This is a genomic window from Pseudoalteromonas sp. PAB 2.2 (genome assembly GCF_001938575.1).
In the GTDB taxonomy this organism is placed as follows: domain Bacteria; phylum Pseudomonadota; class Gammaproteobacteria; order Enterobacterales; family Alteromonadaceae; genus Pseudoalteromonas; species Pseudoalteromonas lipolytica.
In genome coordinates this window covers 12,053-27,884 of the sequence record NZ_LYPI01000026.1, presented here as the reverse complement: position 1 = coordinate 27,884, position 15,832 = coordinate 12,053, and the positions used below count along the sequence as shown (strand labels likewise).

14 protein-coding genes are annotated in these 15,832 nt (G+C 40.9%); 6 read left to right on the top strand and 8 right to left on the bottom strand.

Annotated features, from left to right (window positions below):
* The first annotated feature begins 132 nt into the window (after positions 1-132).
* On the top strand, positions 133-663 hold the full coding sequence (locus BWD47_RS19280; protein WP_051501715.1) for a Spy/CpxP family protein refolding chaperone: 531 nt from the start codon (positions 133-135) through the stop codon (positions 661-663).
* Between the two features lie 61 nt (positions 664-724).
* Here the strand turns inward: BWD47_RS19280 and yacG are convergent, their stop codons facing one another.
* From yacG to nadC, 8 genes are all read right to left on the bottom strand, one after another.
* Positions 725-958 carry a DNA gyrase inhibitor YacG gene (yacG, locus tag BWD47_RS19275; RefSeq protein ID WP_036965896.1) on the bottom strand — a complete coding sequence of 78 codons (234 nt, stop codon included), beginning with the start codon at positions 956-958 and terminating at the stop codon, positions 725-727.
* 67 nt (positions 959-1,025) lie between these two features.
* The gene (gene pilB, locus BWD47_RS19270) at positions 1,026-2,702 is read right to left on the bottom strand and encodes a type IV-A pilus assembly ATPase PilB (RefSeq protein ID WP_036965899.1); all 1,677 of its coding nucleotides are present in this window, start codon (positions 2,700-2,702) and stop codon (positions 1,026-1,028) included.
* 162 nt (positions 2,703-2,864) lie between these two features.
* Positions 2,865-3,473 carry a dephospho-CoA kinase gene (coaE, locus tag BWD47_RS19265; RefSeq protein ID WP_074988956.1) on the bottom strand — a complete coding sequence of 203 codons (609 nt, stop codon included), beginning with the start codon at positions 3,471-3,473 and terminating at the stop codon, positions 2,865-2,867.
* Positions 3,474-3,475: 2 nt separating this feature from the next.
* Positions 3,476-4,372, bottom strand: coding sequence for an A24 family peptidase (locus BWD47_RS19260; protein WP_074988955.1), 897 nt, complete (start codon positions 4,370-4,372; stop codon positions 3,476-3,478).
* 75 nt (positions 4,373-4,447) lie between these two features.
* The gene (locus tag BWD47_RS19255) at positions 4,448-5,683 is read right to left on the bottom strand and encodes a type II secretion system F family protein (protein WP_074988954.1); all 1,236 of its coding nucleotides are present in this window, start codon (positions 5,681-5,683) and stop codon (positions 4,448-4,450) included.
* The gene (locus BWD47_RS19250; protein ID WP_143104573.1) at positions 5,676-6,365 is read right to left on the bottom strand and encodes a hypothetical protein; all 690 of its coding nucleotides are present in this window, start codon (positions 6,363-6,365) and stop codon (positions 5,676-5,678) included. Before BWD47_RS19250 ends, BWD47_RS19255 begins: the two co-directional genes overlap by 8 nt.
* Positions 6,366-6,476: 111 nt before the next feature.
* Positions 6,477-6,980 carry a pilin gene (locus BWD47_RS19245; protein ID WP_075594501.1) on the bottom strand — a complete coding sequence of 168 codons (504 nt, stop codon included), beginning with the start codon at positions 6,978-6,980 and terminating at the stop codon, positions 6,477-6,479.
* A gap of 497 nt (positions 6,981-7,477) precedes the next feature.
* Entirely contained in the window at positions 7,478-8,326 is an 849-nt protein-coding gene (gene nadC, locus BWD47_RS19240; protein ID WP_074988951.1) for a carboxylating nicotinate-nucleotide diphosphorylase, read from the bottom strand.
* A 189-nt stretch (positions 8,327-8,515) separates the two neighbouring features.
* Here nadC and ampD point away from each other — a divergent pair, with 189 nt between their 5' ends.
* From ampD to aceF, 5 genes are all read left to right on the top strand, one after another.
* Positions 8,516-9,058 (top strand): 1,6-anhydro-N-acetylmuramyl-L-alanine amidase AmpD, encoded by a 543-nt coding sequence (gene ampD, locus BWD47_RS19235; protein ID WP_074988950.1) that lies wholly within the window; start codon positions 8,516-8,518, stop codon positions 9,056-9,058.
* Positions 9,059-9,081: 23 nt separating this feature from the next.
* The gene (gene ampE / locus BWD47_RS19230; protein WP_075594500.1) at positions 9,082-9,933 is read left to right on the top strand and encodes a beta-lactamase regulator AmpE; all 852 of its coding nucleotides are present in this window, start codon (positions 9,082-9,084) and stop codon (positions 9,931-9,933) included.
* Between the two features lie 477 nt (positions 9,934-10,410).
* Positions 10,411-11,160, top strand: coding sequence for a pyruvate dehydrogenase complex transcriptional repressor PdhR (pdhR, locus tag BWD47_RS19225; RefSeq protein WP_075594499.1), 750 nt, complete (start codon positions 10,411-10,413; stop codon positions 11,158-11,160).
* 84 nt (positions 11,161-11,244) lie between these two features.
* A complete protein-coding gene (gene aceE, locus BWD47_RS19220; RefSeq protein WP_075594498.1) occupies positions 11,245-13,911 on the top strand; it encodes a pyruvate dehydrogenase (acetyl-transferring), homodimeric type in 2,667 nt (888 codons plus the stop codon).
* Positions 13,912-13,920: 9 nt separating this feature from the next.
* Positions 13,921-15,816: a pyruvate dehydrogenase complex dihydrolipoyllysine-residue acetyltransferase gene (gene aceF, locus BWD47_RS19215; protein WP_075594497.1), complete on the top strand. Its 1,896-nt coding sequence runs from the start codon at positions 13,921-13,923 to the stop codon at positions 15,814-15,816.
* The last annotated feature ends 16 nt before the right edge of the window (positions 15,817-15,832 follow it).

Sequence of the window (15,832 nt, the reverse complement as noted above, 5' to 3'; positions counted from 1 at the left end):
TCAGTAAATTGTGTAAAAGTGAATCTTTACACAACCTTTACACTGGTTTGCGTTCCTTTGCATTGAAGTGAGTATAGTGAATCCATCAGTTAAAAATAACGACAGAACACAACCCAACAAAAGGTAATGACTATGACTATTTCAAATAAGCTTTCTAAATTCGTACTTGTTTGTGGTTTAGCTGCAGCAAGTGTTGGCGCAACATCAGTAATGGCAAAAGGGGATATGCACCGAGGCATGAATCCGCAAGCCGGTTTTTTATTGTCTGAGCGTGGAATTAATAAATTACAATTAACAGAAGCACAGCAAGTCCAGCTTAAAGCGATTTTTGCTGAGCAAACAACACAAATGAAGGCTCTTCGTGGTGATAAAGGCAGCATGAAAGACAATAGAATAGCCTACAAAGAGAAAATGGATGCACTCTTAGCGACCCACGCATTTGATGAAAATGCAGCACGTGAACTAATTAAAGCCCGCCAAGAAAAAGGTGAGCAATTTGCGTTAATTAAAATGAAATCAGAGCATGCAATCTGGCAAGTTCTTAACGCAGAACAGCGTGAAAGCTATCAAGAAATTAAAAAACAGCTGCGTAAAAAAGGTCACAAAAAGGGGCTACACAGAGTTGATGGTGAGCGTAATAAGGCTGAAAGAACACATAGCTAATATGTTCCGGCGCATTCGTTAAACTAGAAAACGCGGCTAATGAAGCCGCGTTTCTTAATACTTATTCTTTGAAAAATGAATCATCATTCTTAGCGAGCATAGCCTCGATATCTTCAATCATATCTTGGTTAAGTTCGTTTGCGCTGGTGATGGGGGAAGAAATCTTGTTATTTTCAAATGACCACTCACCTAGATCGATCAGCTGACAGCGTTTTGAACAAAAAGGGCGATACGGGCTTTGTTCTGACCATTCTACTTTTTCTTTGCAGGTCGGGCAGTTTACAACGGTTGGCATGGTGTGATCTCTATTAAGCAATTTTAGCTGATCTTACTAAAGCTCAGCCTAAGAATCGAGTCGCGAGTTAAAAACTCGTGACCCGATTTATTTCAGCTAGCGAGGTGACACCATCCGCCGCTTTTTTTAATCCCGATAGACGTAAGTTATTAAATCCTGATTTTAAAGAAACCTCAGCAATTTCGAGTGAATTACCTCCACGCATAATAATTTGCGCAATTTCAGGGGTAATTTGCATGACTTCGTAAATACCTACTCGTCCCTTATAGCCATCGGTACAGCTATCACAGCCTTTTGGAGAAAACAGCGTGAGTTTGCTCAATGTTGCGGGGTCAAAGCCTTGGCGAATAAGTTCTTCATCGGGCAGTTTTTCTGGGGTTTTACATTTCGGACATAAACGTCTGGCCAGTCGCTGTGCAATGATAAGACTAATTGAACTTGCAACGTTGTATGCCGGAACGCCCATGTTTAACAATCGAGTCAGTGTTTCTGGCGCTGAATTTGTGTGCAGTGTCGATAAGACTAGGTGGCCTGTTTGCGCTGCTTTAATGGAAATTTCAGCTGTTTCTAGATCTCGTATCTCACCGACCATGACGACATCGGGATCTTGACGCAAGAACGCTTTTAACGCGTTGGCGAACGTCATATCTGCTTTTGTGTTAATTTGTACTTGGTTAATGCCTTCAAGGTTGATCTCAACCGGATCTTCCGCAGTACTAATATTGCGCTCAGGTTGGTTCAAAATATTCAAGCCGGTGTAAAGAGATACTGTTTTACCAGAGCCTGTAGGGCCTGTCACTAGTATCATCCCTTGCGGCTGTTCGAGTGCATCCATGTAGAGCTTTTTCTGTTCAGGCTCATAACCCAATACATCGATGCCGAGCATAGCACTTGATGAATCAAGAATACGCATTACAATTTTTTCGCCCCACAGCGTTGGCAGGGTACTGACACGAAAGTCGATACTTTTACGTTCAGTAATTTTTAATTTAATGCGGCCATCTTGTGGTTTACGTTTTTCGGCGATATCTAAGCGTGACATAACTTTTATGCGCGCAGATAATCGACTTGCTAGGCTATTCGGTGGGCTTGCCATTTCGTGTAAAATGCCATCAATCCGAAAGCGCACTCGATAACGATGCTCGTATGGCTCGAAGTGTAAATCTGATGCCCCTTTTTTGATTGCATCCATCAAAATCTTATTGATGTAGACAATAATAGGCGCATCGTCTTTGTCTTCATCACTACTTGGCATATCGCGTGGTTTATCGGTGTCGAGATCGCCAAGCTCTTTAAATTCGTCATCCGTTAAATGTAAGCTACCGGCCGCATCGAGCAGCTGCTCTATTTTATTTTCTAGCTGGTTGTAATCAACCACTACAACTTCACAAGACAGACCTGTACTAAATTCAAAGTTTTCAAACGCACCGTAATCAGTAGGGTCCGATGCCGCTATATAGAGCTTACGGCCTTTCTTTATCAGCGGGAGGATATGATGCTCGCGAATGAGCTTTTCTTTTACTAACTCATCAGAAATAAGTGATACATCGAAGTCTTTGATATCAAAATAGGGAACACGGAACAAGTCAGTGCATTGCTCTGCTAATTCATGCGCGTCTATACCGCAGCTCTTAGAAATGAGCTCAGCTGTGGAGTTATATTCTCGTTGCTTTAATTTGACGGTCTCTGCATCAATGCGACCTAATGTGATAAATTTTCTCAGTAACGGTGAGTTAATATTCATTGCGCACCTTAATTTGATCCTTTCTATGCCAAATCTATCAGAAAAAAGCAGGGTATAACATCAGTCTTGTCGATTTAGGCAAAATTGCAAAATAAATTCACCCTTTAACTCAGGTATTTATAATCTGTATTAATGTTTTTGTATTAGATGGATATGTATTTTTTAGCATATAGTTTCAGCATGAGTTAAATATTTTTGATGCAGCTTTTTCACATCAATCGCAACTTCAGATAGAGCGCGATCATTGTCTAAAATATCATCGGCTTTTAGCTGTTTATCGGCACGAGACATTTGTGATGCAATAATTTTTTTCGCTTGAGCATCAGAGACATTGTCGCGTACGCTGGTCCTAGTAATTTGAGTTGTGACGGGGACATCGATGAGCAACGTATGGTTGCACAATTTTTCTAAACCGTTTTCAAATAATAAGGGCGCAACTAAAATTACATAGTCGCTGGTGGCTTGTTGCAGTTGCTTAAGCATGGATTCCCTTATTAACGGGTGTAGCAGAGCATTGAGCCATGCTTTTTCGGTTTCATTATCAAAAATAATGCCCCTAAGCTTCGCGCGGTCAAGCACTCCCTCGCTGGTGAGAATAGTTTTGCCAAAATGCTCAACAATTTTTTTAAGACCTACACTGCCTGGCTCGACGACTTCTCTTGCGACGATGTCGGCATCAACAACCGTGATCCCTAACTTTTCAAACATCGCACTCACAGCACTTTTGCCAGAGCCAATACCACCCGTTAAGCCTAAAATCCAGTTTGCCATATTTAATGACCTAAATAGCTAAAATAGGTTGTTTGAATTTGCTCACCCCACAATAAGGTTACCCAACCGGCTATCGCAAGGTAGGGGCCAAAGGGAATAGGCGTGGTTTTATCTTTGCCTTGAATAATAATTTGCAGCATACCAATAAGAGCGCCAACGACACTCGAAAGCAGCACGATAGTTAAAATAGCCTGCCAACCAAGTAACGCTCCAAATACGGCGAGTAATTTAAAATCGCCATACCCCATGCCTTCTTTTCCAGTAGCAAGTTTAAAGAGCCAATACACACTCCATAAACTTAAATAGCCAATTGCAGCGCCAATAATCGCATCAGAAGGGGCGATTGTGATGTTCATCACGGCTGCAATCAATGCAAGCCAAACAAGCGGTAAGGTAAGTTGGTCTGGCAAAAGCATATGATCAATATCAATGAACGTAAGCGCAATGAGCACCCATGTGATTACAATATAAAGTAACGCAAGTTCAGATGCGCCAAATACAACTGCAACCGCGAGGCTTAAGCTGGCTGTTAGCATTTCAACAATGGGGTAACGAACAGAGATTGGCGCCTCACAACTTGCACAGCGGCCTTTGAGTATTAACCAGCTGATGACAGGAATGTTCTGCCAAATTTTAATCGGTGCCTTACACTGTGGGCAGGTTGAATTAGGTGTGACTAAATTAAAAGGCGTAGGCTCTTCAGTATGGTTAATTGTTAGCTCATCGGCCAATAACAGACGGCACTCTGATTGCCATTCTCGTTTCATCATCAGTGGTAGCCTGTAAATAACGACATTTAAAAAGCTACCAATACACAGACTCACAAGTCCTACAGTTAACAAATAAAACCACTGTTGAGATTGCATCACGGTGGCTATATCAAGGAAAAAATTTTGCATTAAACTACCTAAAATACAACATTGAACTAAGAATCAAGAGCTTAAAGCTTGATTGCTTAAAATTACATGTTTGGGTTATACAACAGAACCTAACTGGAAAATAGGTAAATACATGGCAATAATTAAACCACCGACCAGCACGCCAAGTACAGCCATGATCAGCGGCTCTAATAAGCTTGAAAGGCCATCGACTGCGTCATCAACCTCTTGCTCGTAAATAGTAGCTACTTTGGCAAGCATGCCATCTAATGAACCTGACTCTTCACCAATTGCGACCATTTGAATTACCATATCAGGAAAAATTTTTGTATTTCGCATTGCCCAGTTCATCAAATTACCTGAGCTTACTTCTGCTTTTATCTCTAAAATAGCGTAACGGTACACTGCATTACCTGAGGCTCCCGCGGCGGAGTCTAGCGCATCAACCAAGGGTACACCTGCAGCAAAGGTTGTTGAAAGGGTTCGTGCATAACGAGCCACCGCTGCTTTATTTAAAATCATGCCAATAACAGGTAACTTTAATATAGCTCTGTCGTTGGCATCTCTGAGCTTTTTGCTTTTAAGCAGGGCTTCTTTATAGGCATAACCAAAAGCAATAACAGCAATCAGCATCATCCACCAATACTCTTGCATAAATTCAGATATACCAATCACCATTAAAGTAAAGGCGGGGAGCTCAGCACCAAAACCGTTAAAAATATCTTGGAATTGGGGTACCACAAAAATAAGTAAGATTGAGGTAACAATTAAGGCCACAACTAATACCGCAATCGGGTAAAACATTGCTTTTTTGATTTTAGACTTTAAAGCTTCGGCTTTTTCTTTATAAAGTGCGACACGGTCGAAAATTTTATCAAGGGCACCCGATTGCTCACCCGATGCAACAAGGTCGCAATACAAATCATCAAAATAACGGGGGTGTTTGCGTAAAGCTTGCGAGAGTGGCACACCTGCTTTTACTTCGTCACCAACTTCTTCCATCAGCCTAGCAACACTTTTATTTTTAGCACCTGAACCTATCATTTCAATAGATTGAATAAGCGGCACACCAGCCATCAGCATGGTCGCTATTTGGCGTGTAATTAAAGCAATGTCTTTAGGGGTAATTTTTTGTACACTTTGAATACCGAATAGCGGCTTAGGTTTACGTTTTACTTTAGACGGGGTAATGCCTTGCTTACGCAATTGTGCTTTTACTAGAGAGATACTCTGTCCACTAAGCTCACCCTCTAGTTTTTTCCCTCTAGTGTTTACACCAACCCACAAAAATGTATCTAGTGATTTATTGTCAGAATCCTTCTTACTACTCATTTTTGTACCATCCATTAATATTTAAATAAGTGACAATATCAGCACTTTTTTTATCTAATAAAACTATCCACTCATCTGAATAATGGCTAGTAAGCGGGTAATAAACTAAATTATCTAAATCTAAGTCATGTAGTTGAGAAAAAAGCTGTATTTTTTCTATATTTTCTTGTGTTAATTCTTTTATATTTTGTGCATTTTTTAATACTTCGCTCTTAATAGGTTGATATTCAATTTGGCGAGCTACTTTAAATGATGGATGATTACCATTTATTGCGTCTTTTATACTCATCAGAAATTCAGGGTTTGATGGTGCTAATTTTTCTGTTCCTATAATTTCAGGGCCACTCATTAAATTATAAGGTGTGAACTTATTTGATTCGCCTAGAAGATCAATTGGCCTAACAACTCTGAACCTGTTGAATTCATATGCTATGTAAACTGGTTTTGCTTCATATAGTGTTTTATAGCCAATGGCTGAAGCTGAAATTTGCAAAATACATAAGAAACTGTACTTTATGATTATTTCTTTATTAGAATCTTTTCTACTTAAAAATAGTAAAGTAGCAATTGTTATAAATAATAAAAGTTCGACAATGATGAATATTTCTAATACGCCTCTTCCACCAGTGAGTTCAATAATTTCCTCTGGGTACCATATATTGTAAAAAATAAGGAAAGGCAAAACCGAGACCAATAAAGTCAAAAGGAGATGATAGTAGGTTAGTTTTTTTGTAAAAGGGTATGGCATAAAAAGTAGCGATAAAGGGTATAGAGACTATACCCTTCGAAAAAATTATTTACATTCTGAAGGAGCAAAACGTGCTTCAAGTGTACCTGCTGCACCACCTGCATACGCAGCAACATTTGCACCTGCTGCAGCACAACGCCAGTTTACAGCATCAGTCGGAGGAGTGAATGCTGCAGTACCTACAGGAAGAGCTGTACCAATAGGAGCATTTGGTGTGATAATTAAAGTACCACCACCAGCAGCAGCTGTGGTTTCTACCGTAATTACACCTGTAGCTGCAGTAATAGCTACACTAGTAGTGTTAGCTGTCGCTGTTGGTGCATTATAACCTAATGCATAACCTGCAGCATCACCACGAGGATTACCAGAAGCCAATACGTCTTGTACATTAATTTTTGCAGCTGATGCTAGCCCTAAACCTTCAGCCACACGTGCACGTACAGTATAGTCTTGATACGCTGGCAGTGCCACTGCAGCCAAAATACCGATGATTGCTACTACAATCATTAATTCAATTAGGGTGAAACCCTGTTGCTTTTGTTGTGTCATTTTGTTCCTCTCCTAAAGGATATGATGTTTTGTAAGTTTAGCTGTTAGATCAGCATTGTAAAATCGATGCTAAACATACAGGACTATTCTTACAGTTTTACTTAAAACTTCTGTTAAAAATCGTGATTGTTAACAAGTTGATTTTAAACTTTTGTTCATTAAGTGTTTGTTAATTTACTTTAGCATCAATTAATGTATTTGAAAGCAATTTTCCGGCTAGATAACTGGTTTTTCAGAAGTTTCCTACTTTAGTTTGAGACAGATCAAGCTTAAAAATCCATAATTGAACTATTTATACACATGCATCCTTGCTGGAACTTATTGAATTAGTTGTAAACTTACGTAAGTCATTAGGACACAATGATACTAAAGAACTAAAAGCACTGAAAAGTTATTGATTTTTTGTTACCGATTCAGGCTTTTTACGTATTTAATGCTTTTTTTATTTCGTTGTCAACGAATTAGGTAAACATTAAATACGCAAAAATGGGGTGGGGTTACGCGTTAAAGCGCATCGATAGGTCGATTGATTGTAAATTTTTTGTAAGTGCGCCGCTTGAGATAAAATCAACGCCTGCTTGCGAATAAGCTTTTAGTGTTTCAAGGGTCATATTGCCAGACACTTCTAATTTTGCTCGCTTATCAGTAAGGATGACGGCTTGCTGTATTTGTTCCACAGTAAAGTTATCAAGCATGATGATATCAGCACCCGCATGAATGGCTTGCTCAAGCTCATTTAAAGATTCAACTTCGACTTCTACAGGTTTTGATGGATGATTAACTTTTGCTTGTGCCACTGCTTTATCAATGCCACCACATGCTGCAATGTGGTTTTCTTTAATTAAGAATGCATCGAATAAACCAATACGATGGTTCGCGCCGCCGCCGCATTTGACAGCGTATTTCTGCAACGCACGTAAGCCCGGAATCGTTTTACGAGTATCAAGTAACTGCGTGGTTGTTCCTGCAAGTTCTTTAACATAGTGGGCTGTGGTTGTTGCTGTACCCGAAAGCGTTTGCACAAAATTAAGCGCTGTACGCTCTGCGGTTAAAATGGCACGTGCAGAACCAGACGCTGTAAATAAGGTGGCATTTGCAGCGACTTTATCACCATCGTTTACTAATACATCAACTTTTACCGTTGCATCTACTTGCTTGAACACTTCTAAAATAATGTCTTTGCCACAAAATACACAGTCTTCACGAGTAATTACTTTGGCATTCGCTTGCTCGTTTTCAGGGATGAGTTGAGCCGTGATATCACCGTCGTTTGCATTTTGGTAATCCAAATCTTCATCAAGGGCGAGTTTAACCAGTTGGCTAATTAAAGAGTGAGGGACTGACATGTCGAAAGCTCATTGTTTATTAATAAATTGGCTAAATTTTACTATGTTTGACCTTGTATTAGAAGTTAAAGATTTATCGCTAACGTGGATTAAAAGTCCTTTTGAGTGGCTACACAAATGAATGCGGCTAGACCCTGAGTAGCGAACCATTTACACTGTTTAACTTTATTGTCATTGTTAGTTTTTAATATGCATATAAACGAATTAGGCCTGTTAAACAGTGTGTTACAGCGGCCATGCAGGCATTATGATGCGCGTCCTGATAATGAAGTGTCATTACTTGTGATTCACAATATTTCGCTACCCGCAGGGCAGTTTGGCACGCGATATGTGGATGATTTATTCATGGGTTGCATAGACTGTGAGGCACACGAAAGTTTTGTTGACTTAAAGGGGCTTAGAGTATCTGCGCATTGTTTTATTCGTCGTACGGGTGAAGTGATTCAATATGTGCCATTTGAAAAGCGTGCTTGGCATGCAGGTGTGTCTGAGTTTAATGGCCGTCAGCAATGTAATGACTTTAGTGTAGGTATTGAGCTTGAAGGTACTGATACTGAGCCGTATACCCAAGCACAATATAATGCATTACACTTAGTGACAAAGGCACTTATGGATAAATACCCAAAAATAACTCGCTCTCGTATTGTCGGCCACTGCGATATTGCACCCGGTAGAAAAACGGATCCGGGCGAGAGTTTTGATTGGCCATACTTTTTTGATTTAGTGTTTTAATTTAAAGGATATAGGTAACAAGCATGATCTTGATTTCAATTATAGTTGCGCTAGTCATTGAGCGTCTTGGGGCGCGGGCTGATTACTGGCAAATTGGTTTTTATGCCGATCACTACCTAAAGCACTCTAAAAAACACTTATCAGAAAAAGGCTTATTTAATTCGCCCGTTGGTTTTCTGATCTGGTTAATGTTACCAGTGATTGCTATTGCCTTAGTTTATAAGTTATCAGATTTTATAGTATGGCAATTAGCGGTTAACACCGTGGTGTTATTAACGTGTTTTGGCTGTGCTAAGCAACGAGCACTGTATAAGTCTTATCTCAATGCCCTAACGCGAAACGATCAAGAAGCTGCGACATTATTTGCATTACAAATGGGCCAAAAGAAAACAGAAGCTGAGCCCCAAGGGGAAACATTCGGGCAAACACTCGCGTGGCTTAATTTCCGCTTTTATTGTGCTGTTATTTTTTGGTTTGTGATATTGGGTGTACCGGGCGCAATACTCTATGCCTTAGTGCGTACTTACGCTGACAAGGTAAGAGAAAACCATAATATGGTGTATGCAAAACGCTTTAAACTAATTCATACCTTATTATTTTGGTTAGATTGGTTACCTGCGCGCATTGCAAGTTTTGGTTATCTTGTTATTGGCAACTTTAATAAAGGAACCAGTTGCTGGTTGAAATACGTGTTGGACTTTTCAGTAAGCAATCGCAAAGTGGTTACTCAAACAGCTTTGGCTGCAGAGCAAATTGAGCAGCAGTATGTTGGTTGCACTTATGAGGCAACCTGTATGATGAAACTCGTAAAACGTAATGTGTTGTTCTTTTTAGTCATTATTGCCGCACTCACTCTATTTGGTGGGTTGGCGTAGTAAAGTTAGCGAGTTGCAAGGGCTGGCTTTAGCCGGGAACGGCTTTTAAAGTCAGCGAGCTGCAAGAGTAAAGCTTGTAGGAATGATTTCAGTCATGAATCATTCTGTTAATGTACGTCGTTTGAGTTTTGATTTTTCAGCACTGTAATGCTTTCTACTTTGCCTTTCTACAAAGCCACTCAAATCAGCTAACATCAAATAGCTGACTTCTAAGAGCGTGCTTGTCAATCTGGTCTGACCATTTATTTTTTATTGTTTTCTTCTTCCGAAATAGCGACTTTCTTCCATACTGTTTAATCTTTATGCAAAATGGAGTACCGTGTCAGTTGGCGCTGAGCGCAGTGAAATTGACAGAAATACCGGTTTTTGATAACGTATGCTACAAATTTGGTATGACCAATTTACCTTTTGGTTGAGTCTTATGGCTAAAAACCCTGTGTTTAGCGGGCTTGGCCGAAACAACGCGGACGTTGATAAATGTCTTTAAAGATAAAAGCAGCAAAATTATCTGATGTAATTTTACAACAACTTGAGAATATGATTCTTGAGGGGTCGTTAGCGCCAGGCGAAAAATTACCTCCTGAACGTGAGTTAGCGAAACAGTTTGAAGTATCGCGTCCATCACTTCGAGAGGCTATTCAAAAGCTGGAAGCTAAAGGCTTAGTCACGCGTCGTCAAGGGGGTGGCACGTTTGTAAAAAATCAGCTTGAAGAGGGGCTTACTGATCCACTCTTTGATTTGATAAGTAAACATCCTGAATCACAATTTGATTTACTTGAATTTCGTCATGCTCTTGAGGGAATCGCAGCTTATTATGCTGCAATGCGTGGTACGACGAATGATTTTAAAAAAGTAAAACAAAGCTTTGACAATATTGCGCTTGTAAATGATGACATTGTGCAAAAAGCAAAAGCAATTAATGCATTTCATTTCAGCGTAGCTGAAGCGTCTCATAATGTCGTGTTGCTGCACTTAGTGCGTGGTATGCAAGCATTGCTTGAGCAAAATGTATTACAAAATTTAACTGTACTGTTAAAAAAGCCGCAAATCAGCCAGCAGCTCGCAGAGCATAGACGACTGTTAATGGATGCGGTTATTGAAGGAAACCCAGAGCAAGCACGCCTTGCTAGTAATGCTCACTTGGCCTTTATCGAAGAAGTCTTACTTGAGGCTGGCAAAGAGCATTCGCGGATTGAACGTAGTTTAAGACGCACCAAACAACATTAAGCAAGTGATTAGCTAAGTTTAGTTAACTACTTAATTTAAGATTTATTAAAATAATTAGTATTTTAAACATAAGGAAACCTCCATATGTCTGAAGTCAATAAAATTGACGTAGACGCGCTAGAAACACAAGAGTGGTTACAAGCCCTTGAGTCTGTTGTGCGTGAAGAAGGTGTAGAACGTGCTCAATTCTTACTTGAGCAAGTGTTAGAGCAAGCCCGTTTAGACGGTGTTGATATGCCTACTGGCACAACTACTAACTACGTTAATACCATTCCAGTAGATCAAGAACCAGCCTACCCAGGTGATGTGAATGTTGAGCGTCGTATTCGTTCAATCATTCGTTGGAATGCGATTATGATCGTATTACGCGCGTCGAAAAAAGATCTCGACTTAGGCGGCCATATGGCGTCTTACCAGTCTTCAGCGGCTTTTTATGAAGTTTGTTTTAATCACTTCTTTAAAGCGCCAAACGATGCAGACGGCGGTGACTTAGTTTATTATCAAGGTCATATTTCTCCAGGTATCTATGCGCGTGCATTCGTTGAGGGTCGTTTGACAGCTGAGCAGCTTGATAACTTCCGTCAAGAAGTTGATGGTAAAGGTCTTCCTTCGTACCCACACCCGAAATTAATGCCTGAATTCTGGCAGTTCCCTACGGTATCGATGGGTCTGGGTCCAATTGCTTCAATTTACCAAGCGCGTTTCTTAAAGTACTTAGATGGTCGCGGCTTAAAAGACACTAAAAACCAACGCGTATATGCTTTCTTAGGCGATGGTGAGATGGATGAGCCAGAATCACGTGGTGCAATCTCATTCGCTGCACGTGAAAAATTAGATAACCTATGTTACCTAATCAACTGTAACTTACAGCGTTTAGATGGCCCAGTAATGGGTAATGGTAAAATCATTCAAGAGCTTGAAGGCCTATTTAAAGGTGCAGGCTGGAACGTGATTAAAGTTGTATGGGGCAGCGGTTGGGATATCTTACTTGCTAAAGATACAACCGGTAAGTTACTACAGTTAATGAACGAAACTATTGACGGTGACTACCAAACATATAAAGCAAAAGACGGTGCCTACGTGCGTGAGCACTTCTTTGGTCGTTATCCAGAAACAGCAGCACTTGTTGCTGATATGACAGACGAAGAAATCTTCGCACTTAAGCGTGGTGGTCATGAGCCATCAAAGCTTTACGCAGCATTCAAAAAAGCAGAAGAAACGAAAGACCGTCCAACTGTTATCCTAGCGAAAACGGTTAAAGGTTACGGCATGGGTGAAGCGGCTGAAGGTAAAAACATCGCACACCAAGTTAAGAAAATGGACATGACACACGTAGCACACTTACGTTCGCGTCTTGGTTTACAAGATCTTGTGTCAGATGATCAATTAGCTGATCTTCCATACTTAACACTTGAAGAAGGCTCTGAAGAGTACAAATACTTACACGCTCGCCGTGAAGCACTTCAAGGTTACACACCGAAGCGTATTGCTAAATTCTCTGAAAAGTTAGTCTTACCAGAAGTAGAGGCATTTAAACCATTACTTGAAGAGCAAAAGCGCGACATTTCTACAACAATGGGCTTTGTTCGTGCACTTAATGTGTTGCTTAAAGACAAAGGTATTGGCAAAAATATTGTGCCTATCATTGCTGACGAAGCACGTACATTTGGTATGGAAGGTTTATTCCGTCAAATCGGTATTTATAACCCACATGGCCAAAATTACACGCCTCAAGACCGTGACATCGTTTCTTACTACAAAGAAGCTACATCAGGTCAAGTATTACAAGAAGGTATTAATGAGTTAGGTGCAATGTCGTCATGGGTTGCAGCTGCAACATCATACAGCACCAACGATTTACCTATGATCCCATTCTATATCTACTATTCTATGTTTGGTTTCCAACGTGTTGGTGATATGGCATGGATGGCGGGTGACCAACAAGCACGTGGTTTCTTATTAGGTGCCACTGCAGGTCGTACAACGTTAAATGGTGAAGGTTTGCAGCACGAAGATGGTCACAGCCATATTCTTGCTAACACAGTGCCTAACTGTATTTCTTATGACCCAACTTACGCTTACGAAGTTGCAGTTATTATGCAAGACGGTATTCGTCGTATGTACGGTGAAGATCAAGAGAACGTGTTCTATTACCTAACACTGATGAACGAAAACTACCATCAACCAGCAATGCCTGAAGGCGCTGAAGAAGGTATTCGTAAAGGTATCTATAAGCTTGAAACCGTGGCTGGCGATAAAGCGAAAGTACAGTTGCTAAGCTCGGGTACTATCATGATTGAAGTACGTAAAGCTGCTCAAATCTTAAGTGAAGAGTACGGTATTGGTTCAGATGTATTCTCAGTGACTTCATTCAATGAATTAACACGTGATGGTCAAGATGTTGAGCGTTTCAATATGCTTAACCCAGACGCAGAGCAAAAGACTGCTTACATCACTGAAGCATTGTCAGACGCTGTAACAGTTGCCGCAACGGATTACATGAAGAACTACGCAGAGCAAGTTCGTTCATTTGTACCAAGCAGTAACTACAAAGTACTTGGTACAGACGGTTTCGGTCGTTCTGATAGCCGTGAAAATTTACGTCGTCACTTTGAAGTTAATGCAGGTTATGTTGTTGTTGCAACATTATCTGAACTTGCTAAACGTGGTGAAGTTGAGAAGTCTGTGGTTGCAGAAGCAATCAAGAAGTTCGACATCGACACTAACAAAGTTAACCCGCTATACGCATAAGAGGTTCCAATGAGTATTGAAATTAAAGTACCAGATATCGGTGGCGATGACGTTGAAGTAACCGAAATCCTTGTTAGCGTTGGTGATAAGGTTGAGGTTGATCAGTCGTTATTAACGGTTGAAGGCGATAAAGCATCAATGGAAGTTCCTGCTGCACAAGCAGGAACGGTTAAAGAAATTAAAGTAGCCGAAGGTGACACTGTTACGACGGGTTCACTTATTATGATCTTCGAAGGTGAAGAGCAAGCTTCTGCATCTTCTGAACCAAAAGAAGAATCAAAGCCAGAGCCTGCTAAGCAATCTTCAGGTTCAGCGACGCAAGACGTAACGGTACCAGATATCGGTGACGACGAAGTTGAAGTGACTGACATCATGGTTGCTGTTGGTGATACAGTTGAAGAAGAGCAATCTTTATTAAGCGTTGAAGGTGACAAAGCGTCAATGGAAGTACCAGCACCATTTGCGGGTACCGTTAAAGAGATCAAAATCGCGACAGGCGATAAAGTTAAAACAGGCTCTTTAATCTTTGTTTTCGAAACAGCATCAAGTGACTCTGACGCTCCGACAGCAGAGTCTGCACCTGCTGAAGAAGCGCCCGCTGACACGGCATCAAGCACAAAAGAAGTTAACGTGCCTGATATCGGTGGTGATGAAGTTGAAGTAACCGAAGTTATGGTTGCTGTTGGCGATAGCGTGTCAGAAGATCAATCAATCTTAAACGTTGAAGGTGATAAGGCTTCAATGGAAGTACCAGCACCCTTTGCTGGTACGGTTAAAGAAATCAAAGTTGCTGCAGGCGATAAAGTTTCAACAGGTTCTCTTATCTTTGTATTTGAAGTTGCAGGCAGTGCTAAAGCATCAGCGCCTAAAGCGAAAACAGAGTCGGCACCTGCGCCAGCAGCAAAAGCAGAGGCAGCCCCTGCGGCTAAGCCAGCTTCAGCACAAGCTAGCAAAGAAGAGTTTGCCGATAACAACGCGTATGCACATGCATCGCCAGTTGTTCGTCGTTTAGCGCGTGAGTTTGGTATTAACTTAGCAAACGTTAAAGGCACGGGTCGTAAAAACCGTGTTGTTAAAGAAGACGTGCAAAACTACGTTAAAGAACTTGTGAAGCAAGTTGAATCTGGCAATGCAGGCAAAGGCAATACAGGCGGTGGTGAGCTGGGTCTTATTCCATGGCCAAAAGTTGACTTTAGCAAGTTTGGTGAGATTGAAGAGAAGAAATTATCACGTATTCAAAAACTGTCAGGTGCTAACTTACACCGTAACTGGGTGCAAATCCCACACGTTACACAGTTTGATGAAGCTGATATCACCAGTCTTGAAGCATTCCGCAAAGAGCAAAATGCACTGGCTGAGAAGAAAAAGCTGGGTGTTAAAATCACGCCACTTGTGTTTGTCATGAAAGCAGCAGCGAAAGCTCTGGCTGAGTTCCCGACATTTAACTCTTCGTTGTCTGAAGACGGTGAAAGTTTAATCTTGAAGAAATACATCAACATTGGTGTTGCAGTCGATACACCTAATGGTTTGGTTGTGCCAGTATTCAAAGATGTTGATAAGAAAGGCATCATTGAGCTTTCTCGCGAGCTAATGGACGTGTCGGCTAAGGCGCGTGATGGCAAACTAACGTCATCTGACATGCAAGGCGGTTGTTTTACAATTTCAAGCCTTGGTGGTATCGGTGGTACCGCATTCACGCCTATCGTAAATGCACCAGAAGTGGCTATTTTAGGTGTCTCTAAATCAGAGATGAAACCTAAATGGAATGGCAAAGAGTTTGAACCTAAGTTAATGGTTCCATTATCAATGTCATACGACCATAGGGTTATTGACGGTGCACTAGCAGCACGCTTTACTGTGACGCTAGCAAGCTATATGAGCGATATTCGCCAATTGGTGATGTAATCGCGTCATAATTTAT

Excerpts from the sequence above, each read along its gene's own strand:
- BWD47_RS19280 (WP_051501715.1), top strand. The coding sequence starts at position 133 with ATGACTATTTCAAATAAGCTTTCTAAATTCGTACTTGTTTGTGGTTTA.
- yacG (WP_036965896.1), bottom strand. The coding sequence starts at position 958 with ATGCCAACCGTTGTAAACTGCCCGACCTGCAAAGAAAAAGTAGAATGG.
- pilB (WP_036965899.1), bottom strand. The coding sequence starts at position 2,702 with ATGAATATTAACTCACCGTTACTGAGAAAATTTATCACATTAGGTCGC.
- coaE (WP_074988956.1), bottom strand. The coding sequence starts at position 3,473 with ATGGCAAACTGGATTTTAGGCTTAACGGGTGGTATTGGCTCTGGCAAA.
- BWD47_RS19260 (WP_074988955.1), bottom strand. The coding sequence starts at position 4,372 with ATGCAAAATTTTTTCCTTGATATAGCCACCGTGATGCAATCTCAACAG.
- BWD47_RS19255 (WP_074988954.1), bottom strand. The coding sequence starts at position 5,683 with ATGAGTAGTAAGAAGGATTCTGACAATAAATCACTAGATACATTTTTG.
- BWD47_RS19245 (WP_075594501.1), bottom strand. The coding sequence starts at position 6,980 with ATGACACAACAAAAGCAACAGGGTTTCACCCTAATTGAATTAATGATT.
- nadC (WP_074988951.1), bottom strand. The coding sequence starts at position 8,326 with ATGTCAGTCCCTCACTCTTTAATTAGCCAACTGGTTAAACTCGCCCTT.
- ampD (WP_074988950.1), top strand. The coding sequence starts at position 8,516 with ATGCATATAAACGAATTAGGCCTGTTAAACAGTGTGTTACAGCGGCCA.
- ampE (WP_075594500.1), top strand. The coding sequence starts at position 9,082 with ATGATCTTGATTTCAATTATAGTTGCGCTAGTCATTGAGCGTCTTGGG.
- pdhR (WP_075594499.1), top strand. The coding sequence starts at position 10,411 with ATGTCTTTAAAGATAAAAGCAGCAAAATTATCTGATGTAATTTTACAA.
- aceE (WP_075594498.1), top strand. The coding sequence starts at position 11,245 with ATGTCTGAAGTCAATAAAATTGACGTAGACGCGCTAGAAACACAAGAG.
- aceF (WP_075594497.1), top strand. The coding sequence starts at position 13,921 with ATGAGTATTGAAATTAAAGTACCAGATATCGGTGGCGATGACGTTGAA.